This is a genomic window from Variovorax davisae (assembly GCF_030316845.1).
Lineage (GTDB): Bacteria > Pseudomonadota > Gammaproteobacteria > Burkholderiales > Burkholderiaceae_C > Variovorax > Variovorax davisae.
Genome location: NZ_JASZYS010000018.1, coordinates 63,697 through 80,296 on the forward strand (window position 1 = coordinate 63,697; position 16,600 = coordinate 80,296).

A 16,600-nucleotide genomic window follows, 5' to 3' on the forward strand; every position below is an offset into this window, starting at 1 on the left:
TTCTGCGCGAAGTCGAACCGGTCCAAATGGACTATTTACCCGCGGCGCCCGAGACGCGACCATCGAAGCGCCGAAGCTCTCTCATTGACGACCCCCGCCTGCCGCCCCGCCGAATGAAGCCCCTGATCGACATCCAACGCATCGGACCGGATGCCTTCCGCCACCGCATCAGCGCCCAGGGCGGTGCGGTGCAGGAAGAAAGCCGCAGCTTCGCCGCGCTGGAGCACTGCCTGCGCGACGCCGGCGAATCGCTGGGCCGCTACTTCTCGCAGGCGGAACTCAAGTTCGACGGCCTGTTCCTGGGCGCCTGCGCCGTCGATGCGCTGCGCAACACGCCGCTGGCGGTGGCCCGCCGCATCAGCCAGCACTTCCAGCCGGCCTGAGCGCCGGCCGGGCCACGACGCGCCAGGCCAGCCCGGCCGCGAGCGCGGGTGCCAGCGCAAAACTCCCGAACAGCCAGCCAGCCGCCGATTGCGCGCCCGCAGGGCCGCCGGGCGCGGTCAGCCCGGCGGCGTTCGCCACCAGGCCGGCCACCGCGGCACCGATCGCCATGCCGTAGAGCTGCACGGTGGTGATCGACGCCGAGGCCAGGTTCTCCTCGCCGCGCGGCGCCAGCGTCAGCACCCGGGTCAGCAGATGCGGCCATCCCATGCCGACGCCGAAGCCGGTGGCGCCCAGCGCCAGCGCCAGGCCCAGGGTCTGGGCCGCCGGCCCGAAGCGCGCCACCGGCACCAGCAGCCACAGTCCGACCAGGCCGGCCATGCTCACCAGCGGGCCGAAGCGCAGCATGCGGTCGGCCCGCGCGCCGGTGCGGCCGGCGGACAGCAGCGAGGCCGCGCTCCAGCCGCCGGCCATCGCGGCCGTGAGGTAGCCGGCGGCGAGCGGCGAATGGCCGTGCAGCGTCTGCAGGAAATACGGCACGAAGATCTCCGTGTCGGTGCCGATCAGCAGCAACGCCACGCTGGCGTAGATCGCCCCGAAGGCGGTGAAGGGGGCGCAGGCGCCGGTCGGCAGCAGGCGGACCCTGGCGCGGCGGTCGATGCGCACCAGCGCCAGGCCCAGCGCCAGCCCGAAGAGCACCATGCCGAGTTGGGCCGACAGCGTGTCGAACAGGCTCGCGGTCGCCACGCTCAAGGCCGAAGCGATCAGCAGCAGGATCTGACCGATCGGCAGGGCGACGCGGGACCCGCCCGCCTCGCCGGCGTGGCGCGCCGGCAGCTGCAGGCCGACGATCAGCGCCTGCCCCAGCGCCACCGGCAGCAGGGCCCAGAAGGCCCAGCGCCAATGCCCCAGCTGGGCGAAGACGCCGCCGACCGCCGGCCCGCACAGGGTCGCGACACCCCACATGCCCGACACCAGCGCCACCGCGCGCGGCCACAGCCGGGCCTCGAACATCAGGCGGATCAAGGCATAGCCCAAGGCCGCCAGCACGCCGCCGCCCAGCCCCTGCACCGTGCGTCCGGCCAGCATCCAGGCCATGTCCGGCGCCGTGGCGCAGCCGATGCTGCCCAGCACGAACACCGCCAGCGCCGCCAGGTAGCTGCGGCGCGGCCCGAACTGCTGCAGCAGCCGCACCGACAGCGTGGCCCCGAGGATCGACGCCGCCACGAACAGCGTGGTGTTCCAGGCATACCAGGCGACCCCGCCGATCTCCTGCACCACCGAGGGCAGGACGGTGGTCACGATGTGGACGTTGACCGCATGCAGCGCGACGCCGCCGGTGACGGCGACCGCGCGCCACGCGTTGCGCCCCGAGAAAAGTTCGGCCCACGACGCGGTCGGGGGCTGGAGGGCGGCGGTGGACAACGAGGACATGGAATCGGCTCTCTGGCGGGAATTATCAAAGGTATGACTTGGATATTAACCGCACGCCTCAATTAGGCAAGTAAACTCTTGGATAACATGACGCCCAGCGCCACCACCGCCGATCGCATCCTGCTGCTCCTGAAAAGCCGCGGCCCGATGTCGACGGCCGCGCTGGCGGCCGCGCTGCACACCACCACCGAGGCGGTGCGGCAGCAGGTGAACAAGCTGGTGGAAGCCGATCTGCTGCGTGGCGTCGCCGAAGCGCCTTCCGGGGTCGGACGGCCCGGCCAGGCCTGGTCGCTGAGCGCCCGCGGCCACGCCCGTTTTCCCGACCGGCATGCCGAACTCACGCGCCAGCTGGTCGACACGGTGCGCGAGGTGTTCGGCGAAGCCGGGCTCGAACAACTCATCGCCCGCCGCGAAGACGCCTCCCGCACCACCTACCTGGAAGCCTGCCGCGACCTGCCCGAACTGGCGCCGCGGCTGCGCAGGCTGGCCGCGTTGCGCGACCAGGAAGGCTACATGGCGCGGCTGGAGGCCGATGGCGACGACTGGCTGCTGATCGAGGACCACTGCCCGATCTGCGTCGCCGCCGAGGCCTGCCAGGGCTTCTGCCGCTCCGAGCTGGCGTTGTTCCGCGAAGTGGCAGGGCCCCAGGGCCGGCTGCGCCGCGAGGAGCACCTGATCGCCGGCGCGCGCCGCTGCGTCTACCGCATCACGCCGGTCACCGATGCGCAGCCCAAGATGGGCGACACTGCGGGCTGATGCCAACCGCTTCCGATTCCCCTGTCGCCGCCCCGTTCCGCCCGACCCTGCGCTTCCTGTTCGCGCATCCGGCGCACCTGATCGCCCTGGGCTTCGGCTCCGGACTGCCGCGGCGGGCGCCCGGCACCGTCGGCACCCTGTGGGCCTGGGTCGCGTTCCTCGTGATGCAGCGCTGGCTGTCGAGCGCCGCCATCGGCTGGGTGATCCTGGCGTCGCTGCCGATCGGCTGGTGGGCCTGCACCGTGACCGCCCGCCACATGAACATCGCCGACCCCGGCAGCATCGTCTGGGACGAGGTGGTCGCCTTCTGGATCATCCTCTGGCTGGTGCTGCCCGGCGGGCTGCTGGCCCAGCTGGTCGCCTTCGGGCTGTTCCGCTTCTTCGATGCCGTCAAGCCGGGCCCGGTGGGCTGGGCCGACCGGCTGTTCAAGCCGCGCGCCTCGGCCGACGGCACGACCGGCTGGCGCGCCGCGGGCTTCGGCATCCTGTTCGACGACCTGGTAGCGGCCTTCTGCACGCTGCTGGTGATCGCCGCCTGGCGCGCATGGTGAACCCGATGAACGACCACCCGATCTCCCTGACCGACCTCGACGTCGCCGCCCTGGTGCTTCGGCTCGCCGACCTGCTGCCGCCGAAGGGCTGGATGATGGCCACGGCCGAGAGCTGCACCGGCGGCCTGATCGCCGGCGCCTGCACCGACCTCGCGGGCTCCAGCGTCTGGTTCGAGCGCGGCTTCGTGACCTACTCGAACGAAGCCAAGAGCGAGCTGCTGGGCGTCGACCCCGCGCTGATCGAGGCCCATGGCGCGGTCAGCGAGCCGGTGGCCCGGGCGATGGCCGAAGGCGCGGTCGCCCGCTCGCGGGCCCAGGCCTCGGTCGCCGTCACCGGCGTCGCCGGACCCAGCGGCGGCTCGGCCGAGAAGCCGGTCGGCACCGTCTGGTTCGGCTGGTCGGTCGATGGGCGCACGCGCACCGAGCGCCGCCGCTTCGACGGCGACCGCGCGGCCGTGCGCGCGGCCACGGTGCACTACGCGCTGCAGACGCTGGTCGAACTCGTGCGCGGGGCCTGAGCCCTTAGGATGCCGCATGCAAAACGAACAGACCCTGCGTCGCTTCTACGATGCCTTCGCCCGGCTCGACGCCGACACCATGGCCGCTTGTTATGCGCCGGATGCGCGCTTCGACGACGAGGCCTTCTCGCTGCGCGGCGCGCGCGAAGTCGGCGGCATGTGGAAGATGCTCTGCAGCGGCACCCAGGCCAAGGGCGCCGCGGTCTGGAAGCTGACATACCGCGACATCGAAGCCGATGCCGCCGCCGGCAAGGCGCATTGGGATGCGCACTATCTCTTCAGCGCCACCGGCCGCATCGTCGACAACGCGATCGACTCCCGCTTCACCTTCACCCCCGAAGGCCTGATCGCCACCCAGCGCGACCGTTTCGATTTCTGGCGCTGGTCGCGGCAGGCGCTGGGCACGCCCGGCCTGCTGCTGGGCTGGTCGCCGATGCTGAAAAAGAAGGTGCGCGCCACCGCGGCGGCGAACCTCCAGGCTTTTCTCGCCCGCAACCCCTGAACCCCGACGGACCCCCACCCATGACCGACATCGCGATCGCCAACAACCCCGCCGAGCACCGCTACGAAGCCCGCATCGGCGGCGAACTCGCGGGCTACTGCGAATACAACCTGCTGAGCGAAGCCATCATGTTCACCCACACGGAGGTGCTGGAGGCCTTCGAAGGCAAGGGCGTGGGATCGGCGCTCGCCCGGCACGTGCTCGACGAGGCCCGGACCGACGGCAAGCACGTGATCCCGGTCTGCCAGTTCATCGCCGGCTACATCCGCAAGCACCGCGACTACGCCGACCTGGTGCGGCCGGACGTGCAGCGGGCTTTCAAGATCTGAGGAGGCTGGGCGGTCAGTCGCAGCGGTAAGTGACCTCGCCCGCCGGCCCGCCCGCTCCCGGGGCGCCCAGGAAGCGCATCGGGGCGCCGAAGTTGCGGCAGTAGGCCTCGGCATCCTGCGCGCTGGGCGACTGGAAGACGCCATCGCCCAGCCGCGTCACGCGCGGCACGGGGCGCGACGCACAGCCGGCGGCGAGCACCGCCAGGGCCAGTGCCAGGGCGCAGCGCTCAGTCCTGATAGAAGACCTCGACCTTGCCCTTGAGCTTGATCAGAAGCGGCTTGCCCTTGCGGTCGAGCGTGCGGCCCGCGGGCACCTTGATCCAGCCTTCGCTGATGCAGTACTCCTCGACGTCGGAGCGGTCCTTGCCGTTGAAGCGGATGCCGATGTCGTGCTCGAAGACGGCGGCGACGTGGTGCGGGCTGCGCGGGTCGATCGACAGGTGGTCGGGCAGCGGGGGAAGGGACGTGTTTTCGGTCATGTCGTGGATTTTGCCTCGGCGTTCTTTCGCTCCAGCAGCCTGACCAGCGTGTGCAGCACGCGGTTGACCGGCGTCGCCACGCCCAGCAGCGCGCCGCGCTGGAGGATGTGGCCGTTCAGGTGGTCGATCTCGCTCGCCCGGCCGCGCGCCAGGTCCTGCGCCGTGGACGAGTACTGCGTCGGCATGGTCTCGGCAATGCGGCGCACCGCGCCGTCCAGGTCGGCCGGCAGCCGCACGCCGTCGGCCTCGGCGACCGCGACGCACTCGGCCACGACATCGCGCAGCACCTCGGCCACGCCGACCCCGTCGACGATCCGGCCGTAGGGCAGTTGCGTGATGGCCGACAGGGCGTTGTAGGCGCAGTTGAGGATCAGCTTGGCCCACAGCGCGCCGCGCACGTTGTCCGAGATCTCGACCGGGACCCCGGCCTCGGCCAGCACCTGCGCCAGCGCACCGCTGCGGGAGGACGGCTCGATCACCAGTTCGCCGCGCCCGTGATGCTTCACGTGCCCCGGCCCGGCCATCTCGGTCGCGACGTAGACGACCGCCGCGGCCACCTCCTGCGGCAGCACGCCGCGCAGGCGCTCGGCGTTGTCGACCCCGTTCTGCAGGCACAGCACCAGCGCCTCTGGCGCGAGCCAGGGCGCGAGCAGCGCGCCGGCGGCTTCGGTGTCGGTCGACTTGACGCAGAACAGCACCAGCTCCGCGCCCTGCGCGGCGCTGGCCTCGGTGCTGGCCGCCAGCCCGATCCGCTGGTCGAAGTCCGCGGTCTCGAGCCGCAGCCCGAGGGTCCGCACGGCATCGACATGCGGCGCACGCCCGATCAGCACGACCTCGTGGCCCTGCCGCGCCAGCATCGCGCCGTAGTAGCAGCCGACCGCGCCGGCGCCCATGACAGCCATCTTCATTCCCACCTCCGATCGATGAACCGCTACGAAGACACCCGCCCCGGCCGCGGCGCGGGTGCCGGAAGCAGCGCAAAGCCGATGGTCGCAGCCAGCAACAGGGCTGCGATGGTCGCCAGCACCGCGGTGAAGGGCTCCGCGCCATGTGCCACCGCGATGGATGCCGCGACGCCCGTGACCCACTGCATCAATGCCACGCCGAGGAACATCGCCATCGTGAAGACCGCCATCGCGCGGCCCGTGATGGCCGCCGGATAGGCCGCCCGCACATCGGCGTACTGCCAGACGATGAAGCCCGACAGCAGCCCGATCGCGATCGTGCCGCCGACGTCGATCCAGGCCTCGGTGAAGAAGCCGATGGCGGCGAACAGCGCGGCATAGGCCAGGCTGCAGCCGATGATGCGGCGCCGCCGCACCGGGCCCTCGCGGTCGATCCGGCCGAACAGCGGCGGGCCGACCAGCGAGATGAGAGAGACGATCAAGGCGACATTGCCGCTCTGCACCAGCGTGTAGCCGTGGCGCTCGATCAGCAGCGGCCCGAGCCAGAGCCCGCGCAGCGAGATGAAGGCGGCATAGGTCACGGCGCCCAGCACCAGGATGCCGAGCGTGTGCGGCAGCGCGAACAGCGAGCCGAACTGGCGCAGCGCCGCGAGCGCCGACTCCCGCGGCTGGCCGCCCGGACGCACCGGCTCGCGCACCCAGCGCCAGATCGCCAGCCAGGCCAGCACCGAGGCGGCGGCCAGCACGACGAAGCCCATGCGCCAGGAACGCTCCTGCACCAGCCACGCGAGCGGGGTGCCGGTGATCAGCATGCCGACGCCGCCGATGCCCAGCACCAGGCCCGACACGGAAGCGAAGCGCGCCGCGGGAAAGTGCCGCGCGATGAACACCGTGCAGACCAGGAAGGCCGGCGCGCAGCCGACGCCGATCAGCACCTGCCCGGCCACCAGCACCCGGTAGTCGGTCGACAGGGCCGACAGCAGCGCGCCGGCGATGGCGAGCGGAAAGGCGGTCAGCACGGTGCGGCGCACGCCGTGCAGGTCGATGCCGATGCCCATGAAGAGCTGCATCGCGCCGAAGGAGAAATGGAAGGCGGCCGAGAACAGGCCGAGCGCCTGGGCGGAGAGCTTGAACTCGGCCTGCAGCTGGCTGGCCATGATCGCCCCGACAGTGCGGAAGGACTGGCTCAGCGCGAACGCGGTGCACAGGGCCAGCACCATGGCCCAGGCGGCGCGCAGCGTCAGCGCCGGTGGCGTCGCGGATCCGGCCGGCTCAACCGGCACCGTGGCACTTCTTGTACTTTTTCCCGCTGCCGCAGGGGCAGGGGTCGTTGCGGCCCGGCGTCGCTTCCTTGCGGATCGTCTCGACCCGCGGCCCCATGCTGCGCCACAGCTGGCGCAGGTCGTACACGGCCCAGATCGCGGCGCCGAAGTCGTCCACGCGCTGCTGGCTGACGCTGGGCGGGCCGTCTTCGGCATACATCGAGAGCGCCGGCTTGCCGGTGTCGTCCTCGGTCAGGGTGACGATGGCGTCGAGCGCCTCGTCGAGCATCCCGGCCGCTTCCTTGTCGCGCGGCGGCGCCCAGTCGTCGGGCCAGTTCTCGACCGCGTACATGAAGCCCAGCGCCCAGACCTGGGCGAAGGACGGGATCGCCTCGCCCGCCATCTCGGCGCGCTCTTCTTCCGGCAGGGCGGCGATCGCGCCGCGGGTGTCGAGCACCTCGGGCTGCCAGGTGCGCTCGTCGTCGAGCGACTCCACGTCGGCGTCGAGGCCGGTCTCGATCTCGCGCCAGCGCCGCTTCCAGCGCCAGACGAATTCCATGTGCTGCGCCGGCACGAAGCCCTCGCCCAGCAGCACGGGCCAGTATTCGCTGGGCTCGATCGGGCGCCGGCTGCAGACCAGCGCGGCCATGAAGCCCTCGCAGAACTCCCACTGGGGCGTCTCGTCGTCGTGCTCGCGCAGGGCGTCGAGGACCTGGTCCTGGGCATCGAAATCGTCGGGGCCGAGCGGGGCGGCATCGGTCGGGGCGGGGGTCGGGGTGTCGGGCTGGGTTGTCATGGCGTTACAAATGCAGCCCTCTATGATGCAGCAAGGCTTGCGGAGACCCACTATTTCGACACCGATGATTTCGCCGTTCCCGGCGCGCTACACCGCGTTCGCGCTGTCCGCGGCCGGCGCGGTCGCCAGCCTGGTGGCCGTGCTGCTCGCCCCACAGCTTTGGGCCGCCTGGTTGGCGCTGGCCGTCTTCGGCGGGCTCACCGGCACCGGCGTGCACGACCTGCGCCAGTCCCGCCACGCGATCCTGCGCAACTACCCGGTCATCGGCCACCTGCGCTTCCTGCTGGAATACATCCGCCCCGAGATGCGGCAGTACTTCATCGAAAGCGACGCCGAGGCGGCGCCGTTCTCGCGCGCCCAGCGCTCGCTGGTCTACCAGCGCAGCAAGGGCGAGCCCGACAACCGGCCCTTCGGCACCCAGCTCGACGTCACGGTTTCGGGCTACGAGTGGATCAACCACTCGATGCGGCCGACCCGGCTGGCCGACCACGACTTCCGCATCGTCATCGGCGGCACGCCCAACCCGGCCTCGCCCGCGGGCGAGACCTGCACCCAGCCCTACAGCGCCAGCGTGTTCAACATCTCGGCGATGAGCTTCGGCGCGCTGTCGGCCAACGCGATCCTGGCCCTGAACCAGGGCGCCCGCCTCGGCGGCTTCGCGCACGACACCGGCGAGGGCTCGATCTCCTCGCACCACCGCGTGCATGGCGGCGACCTGATCTGGGAGATCGGCTCGGGCTACTTCGGCTGCCGCAACGACGATGGCTCCTTCAGCGAGGAGCGCTTCATCGCCAATGCGCGCGACCCGCAGGTGAAGATGATCGAGGTCAAGCTGAGCCAGGGCGCCAAGCCCGGCCACGGCGGCGTGCTGCCGGCGCCCAAGGTGACGGCCGAGATCGCCGCCGCGCGCGGCGTGCCGGTGGGCGTGGACTGCATCTCGCCGTCGTCCCACAGCGCCTTCTCGACCCCGGTCGAGATGCTGCATTTCATCGCCCGGCTGCGCGTGCTCTCGGGCGGCAAGCCGACCGGCTTCAAGTTCTGCCTGGGCCATCCCTGGGAATGGTTCGCGATCGTCAAGGCGATGCAGCAGACCGGCCTGACGCCCGACTTCATCGTGGTCGACGGCGCCGAGGGCGGCACCGGGGCGGCGCCGGTCGAATTCAGCGACCACGTCGGCGCGCCGCTGCAGGAGGGCCTGCTGCTGGTGCACAACACGCTGGTCGGCGTCGGCCTGCGCGAGCGCATCAAGATCGGCTGCGCCGGCAAGGTGATCACCGCCTTCGACCTGGCGCGCATGATGGCGCTGGGCGCCGACTGGTGCAACGCGGCGCGCGGCTTCATGATGTCGCTGGGCTGCATCCAGGCCCAGGCCTGCCACACCGGCTTCTGCCCGACCGGCGTGACCACCCAGGACCCGGTGCGCCAGCAGGCGCTGGTGGTGCCGACCAAGGCCGACCGGGTGCGCAATTTCCACCGCAGCACGCTGCATGCGCTGCAGGAGCTGGTGCAGGCCGCCGGCCTCGACCACCCGCAGCAGATCACGGCCCACCACATCGTGCGGCGCATCTCCGACACCGAGGTGCGGCTGCTCAGCAACCTGGTGATGCAGGTGCAGCCCGGCGCGCTGCTCGGGCCGCTCGACGGCCAGCACAACGTGTTCCGCATGTATTGGCCGCTGGCCAGCGCGCAGAGCTTCCAGCCGCTCGCCATGTCGCTATGAATCCGGTCCGACGAGGCGCGTCCACGCGCGTACAGATGCGCAAGAGCATGGCCTCCGCACCGGCGCCGCTCGAATCCGGCGCGCCGCCGCTGCCCGAGGACTACGCCGAGTTCCTGCGCCTCACGCTGCCGCAGCAGGACAAGGCCGTGGCCAGCCACCGGTTCGGCAGCGAGCGCGTCTGGCTCAAGAAGGCCGGGCCGCGCCACGGCAAGCTGCGCTACCACCTGCTGGCGGCGATCGCCGGCGCGCTGCGGCTGGACGTGCTCAAGCCGGTGCCGAACCCGGGCGGCGAGGCGGCGATCGCGATCGAGGCCGAGCGCCTGCGCCAGCTCGGCGCGGCCGGCCTGCGGGTGCCGGCGGTGCTGGCGCAGCAGGCCGACGGCCTGCTGATCTCCGACCTCGGACAGAGCGGCCGGCCGCCGGTGGTGCTGCAGGAGCGGCTCGACCAGGCCGCCGCGGCCGGGCCGGTCGCACTGCTGGCGACCTGGCGCGAGGGGCTGGCGGCGATCGCGGTGGTGCACGCGCGCCAGACCTACCTGAGCCAGGCCTTCGACCGCAACCTGGTGGCCTGCCCCGACGGCACCATCGGCTACATCGATTTCGAGGACGACCCCGGCGAGACGCTGCCGCTGGCCGAATGCCAGGCGCGCGACTGGCTGAGCTACCTGCACTCCACCGCGATGCTGGTCGATGCCGCCTCGCCGCATGCGGCCGCCGCCCAATGGCACGAGGTGCTGGACCAGGCCAGCGAGGACGTGCGCGACCGCCTGGCGATCGCGGCCGGGCGCATGCGCTGGCTGCGGCACCTGCCCGCGGGCCGGCGCTGGGGCCGCGACACGCAGCGGGTGCGGGCGGTGGCGCGCTTGCTGGCGCGCTGGTACTAGCGGGTCCTAGAACGCCGGCGACACCGCGACGCCGCGGGCCGCCAGCCGCTTGCGCATGGACAGCACCGCGCGGTCCTTGCTCAACAGCCGCGCGCCGTGGGCCACCGCGAGATCGATGAAGACCTGGTCGTCTGGATCGCTGCACACGCAGGGTGCGCGCGGGGGCGCGCCCTCGACCCGGCGCGTCCGGGCATCGAAGGCCGCCAGCACCGCGTCGGCCGCCAACGCCCTGGACGCCAGGCGCCTGGCGATCAGCGGATAGCCGAGCACCCGCGCCAGTTCGTCGCGCATCGCGGCGGTCGCGATCCATTCGAGCGCGCCGGCCGCCAGGGCCTCGCTCAGCGCGGCCTGGGCCGGGTCGTCGAACACCAGCAGGTCGAGCGCGATGTTGGTGTCGATGACGACCCGCACCGGAGGCTCAGCCGCGCTTGGGGATGTTGAGCCCGGCCACCACCGCCGGGCGCTTCAGGAAAGCCTCCAGCACGCGGCCCACGTTGGGGAAGTCGGCAAAGCCGACCAGGTCGCCGGCCTCGTAGAAGCCGACCAGGTTGCGCACCCAGGGGAAGGTCGCGATGTCGGCGATCGTGTAGGCATCGCCCATCAGCCAGGCGCGGCCGGCCAGCCGCTGCTCCAGCACGCCCAGCAGGCGCCGCGACTCGGCCACGTAGCGGTCGCGCGGGCGCTTGTCCTCGTAGGCCTTGCCGGCGAACTTGTTGAAGAAGCCGAGCTGGCCGAACATCGGGCCGATGCCGCCCATCTGGAACATCAGCCACTGCAGGGTCTGGTAGCGGCCGGCCGCATCCTGCGGGATCAGCTGGCCGGTCTTGTCGGCCAGGTAGACCAGGATCGCGCCCGACTCGAACAGCGCCAGCGGCTCGCCGCCCGGGCCGTTCGGGTCGAGGATGGCCGGGATCTTGTTGTTCGGGTTGAGCGAGAGGAAGGCCGGCGACATCTGGTCGTTGGTCTCGAAGCTGACCAGGTGCGGCTCGTAGGCGAGCCCGGTCTCCTCGAGCATGATCGACACCTTGACGCCGTTGGGCGTCGGCAGCGAGTAGAGCTGCAGCCGGTCGGGGTGGACGGCAGGCCACTTCTTGGTGATCGGGAAGGCGGACAAATCGGTCATGAAGATTCCTGTGTCGGGCCGCAGCGGCCCGGGGTGGGCCGCATTCTGTCTCAAGCGGCCTTGCCGCGTGCGGAGCCCGCCACCATGTCGAACCTGAACAGCCGGCACTCGATCGGCCCGTTCCACATCGGCACCCGGCGCGATTCCTTCAGGCGCATGCGCTTGGGCAGCTGCAGCTCGGGCGTCAGCACCCAGGCGGTCCAGCCGGCGTAGTTCTTTTTCCAGTGGCTGGCGAGCTGGACGAAGAACTCGCCGCCGTCCTCGGTCTGCGCATCCTCGCGGCCGCGGGCCACGCCGCCGACCTCGATCCGCTCGCCATAGGGCGGGTTGAGCACGATCACGCCCGATTCGGCGGGCGGCATGCGCTGCAGGGCATCGCCGCCGCGGAACTGGATCGCCGACGCCACGCCGGCGCGCTCGGCATTGCGCTCGGCGAAGTCGACCATGCGGTGCGAGACGTCGGAGCCGAAGATCGCCGGCGCCTGCGGCGGCGACGCCGGCACCGACGCGGCCTTCAGGGCCGACCAGACATGGGCCTGGAAGGGCAGCAGCTTCTCGAAGCCGAAGCGCCGCAGCGAGCCGGCGGCGATGCCCGCGGCGATCTGCGCCGCCTCGATGGCGATGGTGCCGCTGCCGCAGCAGGGGTCGTAGAGCGGCTGGGCGGCCACCGCGCCGGTTTCCGGGTTCCACCAGCCGCTGGCCGCCAGCATCGCCGCCGCCAGGGTCTCCTTGAGCGGCGCATCGCCCTTGTCCTGGCGCCAGCCGCGCTTGAACAGCGGCTCGCCCGAGGTGTCGATGTAGAGCGTGCAGGTGTCGGTCGTGAGGTGGGCGAAGACGCGGCAATCGGGCCATTGGGTCTCGATGCTCGGGCGCACCCCGCCGGCCTTGGCGCGGAAGCGATCGGCGATCGCGTCCTTGATGCGCAGGGTGGCGAAGTTCAGGCTCTGCAGCGGGCTGTGCTGGGCCGTGGTCTCGATCTTGAAGGTCTGCTTCGGCGTGAACCAGATCTCCCAGGCGACGCCGCTGGCGATCGCGTAGAGGTCGTTCTCGCTGCGGTAGGGCGCATGGGCCAGCTCGATCAGCACCCGCTGGGCCAGCCGGCTGTGCAGGTTGAGCTGGAGGGCGTCGCGCCAGTCGCAGCGCACCCGCACGCCGCCGCGCAGCGTGAGCAGGTCCTGCCCCACGCGCCCGGTCAGCGCATGCACTTCCTGCGCCAGGAAATCCTCGACGCCGGCGGCGCAAGGGAGAAAAAGCGAGAGATCGTTCACGCCGCGATTGTCGCCCGACCGGGCCCGGACAGCCTTGCTGTTCTATAGTCGACCGGCCGATGAGCTTCTCGCCCACCCCCGCATCCCCCGAGGCCGCCGGCGCGGACCGGTTCGCCATCCGCTGCGAGGTGCTGCGGCTCAGCGCCCAGCCGAGCGGGCCGGTGCTGTGGGTCCAGTTCCTGCTCGACTGCGGCGTGGCGGCCCTGTTCGCCTGGCAATACTCGGTGCCGCACGCCGCCGCCTGGCTGGCGCTGATCGCGGCCTCCACCGCCTACCGCGGCTTCTTCCCGCAACGGCTCCCGCTGCCGCTGACCCCCGACAACCTGCCGTCGGCGCTGCGCCAGCACACGCTGCGCATCGCGCTGCACGAGGGCGCCCACGGCCTGGCCGGCATCCTGCTGTTCAATCCGCAGGATCCGACCTCGCAGCTGATGATCGGCCTGGTGGTGATGGCGATGACGCTGTCCTCGGCCTTCTCGGTCTCCTACCACACGCCGGCGATGCAGCTCGCGATCACCCTGCTGCTGGCGCCGGTGATCGGCATGGGGCTGGCCCTGGGCGCGCCGGTCATGAAGGTGCTGTCGCTGCTCGGCATCGGACTGCTGGCGATGGTCTGGAAGCTGGTGTCGGAACGCTCCCGCCAGCTCGAGGAGAACATCGGCCTGCGCCACAACGAAAGCACGCTGCGCCAGCAGGCGATGGCCGGGCTGCAGGAGGCGCAGCAGGCCCAGGCCGAGCGCCTGCGCTTCTTCTCGGCCGCCAACCACGACCTGCGCCAGCCGGTGATGGCGATGGGCCTGCAGGCCGAGGTGCTGCGCCAGCAGCTCCATGCGGGCGAGGACATGGCGCGCGTGATGAACACGGTGGCCGCGCTGTCGCGGGCCCAGCAGGCGCTCGAGGGGCTGACCGACCAGCTGCTCGAGATCGGCCGCATCGAGGCCGCCGCCGATCCGATCTCGCCGGTGGCGGTCGCGCTGGCGCCGCTTTTGAACGAATTCGCGCGCCAGGCCGGCAGCGGCCGGGTGCGGGTGCGCTGCCCGGCCACGGCCGTGGTCTGGACCGATCGGGTGGCGCTGCGCCGGATCCTCGGCAACCTGGTCGACAACGCCCTCAAGTTCACGCCCCGCGGCCGCGTGCTGCTGGCCTGCCGCCGGCGCGGCGAGCACTGGCGCATCGAGGTCCGCGACGCCGGGATCGGCATCGCACCCGAAGCCCAGGAGCGCGTGTTCGGCGACTTCGAGCAGGTCGGCAACGTCGAACGCAACCTGCAGCGCGGCCACGGGCTGGGCCTGGCGATCGTGCGCCGGCTGGCGCTGCGGCTGGGCGTCGAGATGTCGCTGCGCTCGGCGCCGGGGCGCGGCTCGGTGTTCGCCTTCACGCTGCCGGCGGCCCCGCCGGGGGTGCCGCTGGCGCCGCCGACGCCGGCGGCGGACGCCGAGGCCGCGCCGGCGCCGCTGCCGCTGCGCCCCGGCCTGGTCGTGCTGGTGGTGGAGGACAACGCCGTGGTGGCCGACGGCATCGCGGCGCTGCTGCGCCTGTGGGGCGCCCGGCCGCAGCTCTGCGGCAGCGCGGCCGAGGCGCTCGCGCTGCCCGACCTGGCGCCTTTCGACATCGCGCTGTGCGACATCCGCCTGCCTGGCCGGCTCGACGGCATCGCGCTGGCGACCGAGCTCCAGCGCCGCCGCCCCGGACTGCCGATCGCGCTGGTCTCGGCCGACATCGACGACGCCACCCGGCAGCTGGCGCACGAGCGCGGCTGGCAGGCGCTGCGGAAGCCCGTGCAGCCCGGCACCCTGCAGGCGCTGCTGCGGCGCCTGCAGCGCTGAAGCGCCTATGCTGCGACCATGCCCCGCGCGCTGCAGTCCCCCCTGGCCGAACCCCGCGACGCCCCGCGCTACGGGCCGGTGGCGATCGCCCTGCACTGGCTGCTGGCGCTGATGATCCTGAGCTCGTTGTGCGTCGGCCTGTCGATGACCGGGCTGCCCTTCTCGCCGTTGCGCCTGAAGCTCTACAACTGGCACAAGTGGGCCGGCATCACGATCCTGGCGCTGTCGGCGCTGCGCCTGCTGTGGCGCCTGTCGCACCCGCCGCCGCCGCTGCCGGCGCCCATCCGCGCGGCCATGCCCGGCTGGCAGCTGGCCGCCCACCGCGGGCTGCACGCGCTGCTCTACCTGCTGTTCTTCGCCGTGCCGCTGCTGGGCTGGGCCTACAGCTCGGCACTCGGTGTCCCGGTCGTCTGGCTCGGCGTGCTGCCGCTGCCGGACTTCGTGCCGGTCGACAAGGACTTCGCCGAAGCGGTGCTGAAGCCGCTGCACGGCCTCGGCGCCTTCGGCCTTGCCGCGCTGGCCGGACTCCACGCGGCCGCCGCGCTGAAGCATCATTTCATCGACCGCGACGGCCTGCTCGGCCGCATGTCGCCCTTCCCACGCCGGAATCGCTTCCCATGACCTTTTCATTCCCGGGCCGCCGGCTGCTGTGCGCGGGCGCGCTGCTGGCCGCCGCTGCCGCCGGCGCCGAACCGGCCCCGGCCGCGAAGCTGCTGCCCGCCCAGAGCCAGATCGTCTTCGTGACCCGGCAGATGGGCGTGCCGGTGGAGGGGGCGTTCAAGAAGTTCGATGCCCAGGTGGCCTTCGACCCGCGCAAGCCCGAAGGCGGCAGCGTCGCGCTGCAGATCGAGGTCGGCAGCGCCAGCCTGGGCATCCCGCAGAGCGACGCCGAGCTGCCCAAGGCCCCCTGGTTCGACAGCCAGCACTTCCCCAAAGCCGAGTTCCGCTCCAGCGCGATCAAGGCGCTCGGCGGCGGCCGCTTCGAGATCGCGGGCAAGCTGACGATCAAGGGCAGCACCCGCGAGGCGCTGGTGCCGGTCGAGATCACGCAGTCGGCCGGCCAGTCGACCGCGAGCGGAAGCTTTACGATCCAGCGCCTGGCCTACAAGATCGGCGACGGCGAATGGACCGACACCTCGGTGGTGGCCGACGAGGTCCAGGTCCGCTTCAAGCTGGTGCTGGCGGGACTCGGTCCGCTGTGAACCCGCCACCCGTCTCCACGTTCATCCGAAAGCTCGTCATGAAGAAACTGCTCACGCTCGCCGCGCTGACGACCGCGGCGGCCCTGGCCGGCGCCCAGCAAGCCCCCGAAGCGGCGGCCAAGCCGGCCGGCGGCCCGGTCAAGGGCGCCAGCTACGTGGTCGACCCGACCCACACCTTCGTCAACTACGAGATGGGCCACTACGGCACCACCACCAACCGCGGCCGCTTCAGCACCAAGGACGGCAGCATCAGGATCGACCCGTCGGGCAGCACCGGCCGCGTCGACATCACGATGGACATCAGCTCCATCAACACCGGCGTCGACCTGCTCAACCGCCACCTGATGAGCAAGGATTTCTTCAACGTCGCCGAGTTTCCGACCGCCCGCTTCGTCGCCGGCCAGATCGACTTCAGCGGCGACAAGGTCACGCAGGTCACCGGCACGCTGACCCTGATGGGCCAGACCCGCCCGGTGCTGCTCAAGGCCAACCGATTCAACTGCTACCTGAGCCCGCTGATCAATCGCCAGATCTGCGGCGGCGACTTCGAGACCACGGTCGAGCGCAGCCAGTGGGGCATCAGCTGGGGACTGGCCTTCGGCTTCGAGGACAAGGTCCGGCTGCTGGTGCAGGTCGAGGCCGTGAACGTCCAGTAGCCGCCCGG

The 16,600-nt window shown here is 71.6% G+C and carries 21 protein-coding genes; 12 read left to right on the plus strand and 9 right to left on the minus strand.

Annotation, left to right across the window (positions count from 1 at the left end):
- Positions 1–113 precede the first annotated feature (113 nt).
- Positions 114–383 (plus strand): hypothetical protein, encoded by a 270-nt coding sequence (locus QTI33_RS30550; RefSeq protein ID WP_286510323.1) that lies wholly within the window; start codon positions 114–116, stop codon positions 381–383.
- Here the strand turns inward: QTI33_RS30550 and QTI33_RS30555 are convergent.
- Entirely contained in the window at positions 358–1,815 is a 1,458-nt protein-coding gene (locus tag QTI33_RS30555; protein ID WP_286510324.1) for an MFS transporter, read from the minus strand. The genes QTI33_RS30550 and QTI33_RS30555 overlap by 26 nt on opposite strands.
- 87 nt (positions 1,816–1,902) lie before the next feature.
- On the opposite strand from QTI33_RS30555, the gene QTI33_RS30560 reads away from it, so the two are divergent.
- Genes QTI33_RS30560 through QTI33_RS30580 form a run of 5 tightly spaced genes read left to right on the plus strand, consistent with a single transcriptional unit; the run spans position 1,903 to position 4,471 of the window.
- Positions 1,903–2,571, plus strand: coding sequence for a helix-turn-helix transcriptional regulator (locus QTI33_RS30560; RefSeq protein WP_286510325.1), 669 nt, complete (start codon positions 1,903–1,905; stop codon positions 2,569–2,571).
- Complete coding sequence (locus QTI33_RS30565; RefSeq protein WP_286510326.1) at positions 2,571–3,122, plus strand: phosphatidylglycerophosphatase A family protein; 552 nt, start codon at positions 2,571–2,573, stop codon at positions 3,120–3,122. Before QTI33_RS30560 ends, QTI33_RS30565 begins: the two co-directional genes overlap by 1 nt.
- Before the next feature lie 5 nt (positions 3,123–3,127).
- Entirely contained in the window at positions 3,128–3,640 is a 513-nt protein-coding gene (locus QTI33_RS30570; RefSeq protein ID WP_286510327.1) for a CinA family protein, read from the plus strand.
- Between the two features lie 16 nt (positions 3,641–3,656).
- Entirely contained in the window at positions 3,657–4,142 is a 486-nt protein-coding gene (locus tag QTI33_RS30575) for a nuclear transport factor 2 family protein (protein WP_286510328.1), read from the plus strand.
- Between the two features lie 20 nt (positions 4,143–4,162).
- Positions 4,163–4,471: a GNAT family N-acetyltransferase gene (locus tag QTI33_RS30580; RefSeq protein WP_353506365.1), complete on the plus strand. Its 309-nt coding sequence runs from the start codon at positions 4,163–4,165 to the stop codon at positions 4,469–4,471.
- Between the two features lie 13 nt (positions 4,472–4,484).
- Here QTI33_RS30580 and QTI33_RS30585 read toward each other — a convergent pair whose 3' ends face one another.
- Genes QTI33_RS30585 through QTI33_RS30605 form a run of 5 tightly spaced genes read right to left on the minus strand, consistent with a single transcriptional unit; the run spans position 4,485 to position 7,913 of the window.
- Positions 4,485–4,640 carry a hypothetical protein gene (locus tag QTI33_RS30585; RefSeq protein ID WP_286510329.1) on the minus strand — a complete coding sequence of 52 codons (156 nt, stop codon included), beginning with the start codon at positions 4,638–4,640 and terminating at the stop codon, positions 4,485–4,487.
- Between the two features lie 58 nt (positions 4,641–4,698).
- Positions 4,699–4,950: a DUF3297 family protein gene (locus QTI33_RS30590; RefSeq protein ID WP_286510330.1), complete on the minus strand. Its 252-nt coding sequence runs from the start codon at positions 4,948–4,950 to the stop codon at positions 4,699–4,701.
- On the minus strand, positions 4,947–5,858 hold the full coding sequence (locus QTI33_RS30595) for a ketopantoate reductase family protein (protein ID WP_286510331.1): 912 nt from the start codon (positions 5,856–5,858) through the stop codon (positions 4,947–4,949). Before QTI33_RS30595 ends, QTI33_RS30590 begins: the two co-directional genes overlap by 4 nt.
- Before the next feature lie 23 nt (positions 5,859–5,881).
- Positions 5,882–7,075 (minus strand): MFS transporter, encoded by a 1,194-nt coding sequence (locus tag QTI33_RS30600; RefSeq protein ID WP_286510406.1) that lies wholly within the window; start codon positions 7,073–7,075, stop codon positions 5,882–5,884.
- A gap of 52 nt (positions 7,076–7,127) precedes the next feature.
- Positions 7,128–7,913: a UPF0149 family protein gene (locus tag QTI33_RS30605; RefSeq protein WP_286510332.1), complete on the minus strand. Its 786-nt coding sequence runs from the start codon at positions 7,911–7,913 to the stop codon at positions 7,128–7,130.
- A 64-nt stretch (positions 7,914–7,977) separates the two neighbouring features.
- On the opposite strand from QTI33_RS30605, the gene QTI33_RS30610 reads away from it, so the two are divergent.
- Together QTI33_RS30610 and QTI33_RS30615 are read left to right on the plus strand one after the other, a co-directional pair.
- Positions 7,978–9,633 (plus strand): FMN-binding glutamate synthase family protein, encoded by a 1,656-nt coding sequence (locus QTI33_RS30610; RefSeq protein ID WP_286510333.1) that lies wholly within the window; start codon positions 7,978–7,980, stop codon positions 9,631–9,633.
- Positions 9,630–10,517 (plus strand): BUD32 family EKC/KEOPS complex subunit, encoded by an 888-nt coding sequence (locus QTI33_RS30615; RefSeq protein WP_286510334.1) that lies wholly within the window; start codon positions 9,630–9,632, stop codon positions 10,515–10,517. Before QTI33_RS30610 ends, QTI33_RS30615 begins: the two co-directional genes overlap by 4 nt.
- Before the next feature lie 6 nt (positions 10,518–10,523).
- Here the strand turns inward: QTI33_RS30615 and QTI33_RS30620 are convergent, their stop codons facing one another.
- The 3 genes from QTI33_RS30620 to QTI33_RS30630 are packed head-to-tail and all read right to left on the minus strand — an operon-like array spanning position 10,524 to position 12,908.
- Complete coding sequence (locus tag QTI33_RS30620; protein WP_286510335.1) at positions 10,524–10,928, minus strand: putative toxin-antitoxin system toxin component, PIN family; 405 nt, start codon at positions 10,926–10,928, stop codon at positions 10,524–10,526.
- A gap of 7 nt (positions 10,929–10,935) precedes the next feature.
- On the minus strand, positions 10,936–11,640 hold the full coding sequence (locus QTI33_RS30625; protein ID WP_286510336.1) for a glutathione S-transferase N-terminal domain-containing protein: 705 nt from the start codon (positions 11,638–11,640) through the stop codon (positions 10,936–10,938).
- A gap of 50 nt (positions 11,641–11,690) precedes the next feature.
- A complete protein-coding gene (locus QTI33_RS30630; protein ID WP_286510337.1) occupies positions 11,691–12,908 on the minus strand; it encodes a THUMP domain-containing class I SAM-dependent RNA methyltransferase in 1,218 nt (405 codons plus the stop codon).
- Between the two features lie 59 nt (positions 12,909–12,967).
- Here QTI33_RS30630 and QTI33_RS30635 point away from each other — a divergent pair, with 59 nt between their 5' ends.
- The 4 genes from QTI33_RS30635 to QTI33_RS30650 are packed head-to-tail and all read left to right on the plus strand — an operon-like array spanning position 12,968 to position 16,592.
- Positions 12,968–14,734, plus strand: a complete 1,767-nt coding sequence (locus QTI33_RS30635; protein WP_286510338.1) for an ATP-binding response regulator — start codon at positions 12,968–12,970, stop codon at positions 14,732–14,734.
- Positions 14,735–14,752: 18 nt separating this feature from the next.
- The gene (locus QTI33_RS30640) at positions 14,753–15,355 is read left to right on the plus strand and encodes a cytochrome b (RefSeq protein ID WP_286510339.1); all 603 of its coding nucleotides are present in this window, start codon (positions 14,753–14,755) and stop codon (positions 15,353–15,355) included.
- Positions 15,352–15,936 carry a YceI family protein gene (locus tag QTI33_RS30645; protein ID WP_286510340.1) on the plus strand — a complete coding sequence of 195 codons (585 nt, stop codon included), beginning with the start codon at positions 15,352–15,354 and terminating at the stop codon, positions 15,934–15,936. Before QTI33_RS30640 ends, QTI33_RS30645 begins: the two co-directional genes overlap by 4 nt.
- A gap of 38 nt (positions 15,937–15,974) precedes the next feature.
- On the plus strand, positions 15,975–16,592 hold the full coding sequence (locus tag QTI33_RS30650; RefSeq protein WP_286510341.1) for a YceI family protein: 618 nt from the start codon (positions 15,975–15,977) through the stop codon (positions 16,590–16,592).
- Positions 16,593–16,600: the final 8 nt, after the last annotated feature.

What these genes read in the sequence shown, in the direction of transcription:
- QTI33_RS30640 (WP_286510339.1), top strand. Translation starts at nt 14,753, where the DNA reads ATGCCCCGCGCGCTGCAGTCCCCCCTGGCCGAACCCCGCGACGCCCCG.
- QTI33_RS30595 (WP_286510331.1), bottom strand. Translation starts at nt 5,858, where the DNA reads ATGAAGATGGCTGTCATGGGCGCCGGCGCGGTCGGCTGCTACTACGGC.
- QTI33_RS30575 (WP_286510328.1), top strand. Translation starts at nt 3,657, where the DNA reads ATGCAAAACGAACAGACCCTGCGTCGCTTCTACGATGCCTTCGCCCGG.
- QTI33_RS30580 (WP_353506365.1), top strand. Translation starts at nt 4,163, where the DNA reads ATGACCGACATCGCGATCGCCAACAACCCCGCCGAGCACCGCTACGAA.
- QTI33_RS30615 (WP_286510334.1), top strand. Translation starts at nt 9,630, where the DNA reads ATGAATCCGGTCCGACGAGGCGCGTCCACGCGCGTACAGATGCGCAAG.
- QTI33_RS30625 (WP_286510336.1), bottom strand. Translation starts at nt 11,640, where the DNA reads ATGACCGATTTGTCCGCCTTCCCGATCACCAAGAAGTGGCCTGCCGTC.
- QTI33_RS30590 (WP_286510330.1), bottom strand. Translation starts at nt 4,950, where the DNA reads ATGACCGAAAACACGTCCCTTCCCCCGCTGCCCGACCACCTGTCGATC.
- QTI33_RS30645 (WP_286510340.1), top strand. Translation starts at nt 15,352, where the DNA reads ATGACCTTTTCATTCCCGGGCCGCCGGCTGCTGTGCGCGGGCGCGCTG.
- QTI33_RS30605 (WP_286510332.1), bottom strand. Translation starts at nt 7,913, where the DNA reads ATGACAACCCAGCCCGACACCCCGACCCCCGCCCCGACCGATGCCGCC.
- QTI33_RS30650 (WP_286510341.1), top strand. Translation starts at nt 15,975, where the DNA reads ATGAAGAAACTGCTCACGCTCGCCGCGCTGACGACCGCGGCGGCCCTG.
- QTI33_RS30565 (WP_286510326.1), top strand. Translation starts at nt 2,571, where the DNA reads ATGCCAACCGCTTCCGATTCCCCTGTCGCCGCCCCGTTCCGCCCGACC.
- QTI33_RS30635 (WP_286510338.1), top strand. Translation starts at nt 12,968, where the DNA reads ATGAGCTTCTCGCCCACCCCCGCATCCCCCGAGGCCGCCGGCGCGGAC.
- QTI33_RS30560 (WP_286510325.1), top strand. Translation starts at nt 1,903, where the DNA reads ATGACGCCCAGCGCCACCACCGCCGATCGCATCCTGCTGCTCCTGAAA.
- QTI33_RS30570 (WP_286510327.1), top strand. Translation starts at nt 3,128, where the DNA reads ATGAACGACCACCCGATCTCCCTGACCGACCTCGACGTCGCCGCCCTG.
- QTI33_RS30600 (WP_286510406.1), bottom strand. Translation starts at nt 7,075, where the DNA reads ATGGTGCTGGCCCTGTGCACCGCGTTCGCGCTGAGCCAGTCCTTCCGC.
- QTI33_RS30550 (WP_286510323.1), top strand. Translation starts at nt 114, where the DNA reads ATGAAGCCCCTGATCGACATCCAACGCATCGGACCGGATGCCTTCCGC.
- QTI33_RS30610 (WP_286510333.1), top strand. Translation starts at nt 7,978, where the DNA reads ATGATTTCGCCGTTCCCGGCGCGCTACACCGCGTTCGCGCTGTCCGCG.
- QTI33_RS30555 (WP_286510324.1), bottom strand. Translation starts at nt 1,815, where the DNA reads ATGTCCTCGTTGTCCACCGCCGCCCTCCAGCCCCCGACCGCGTCGTGG.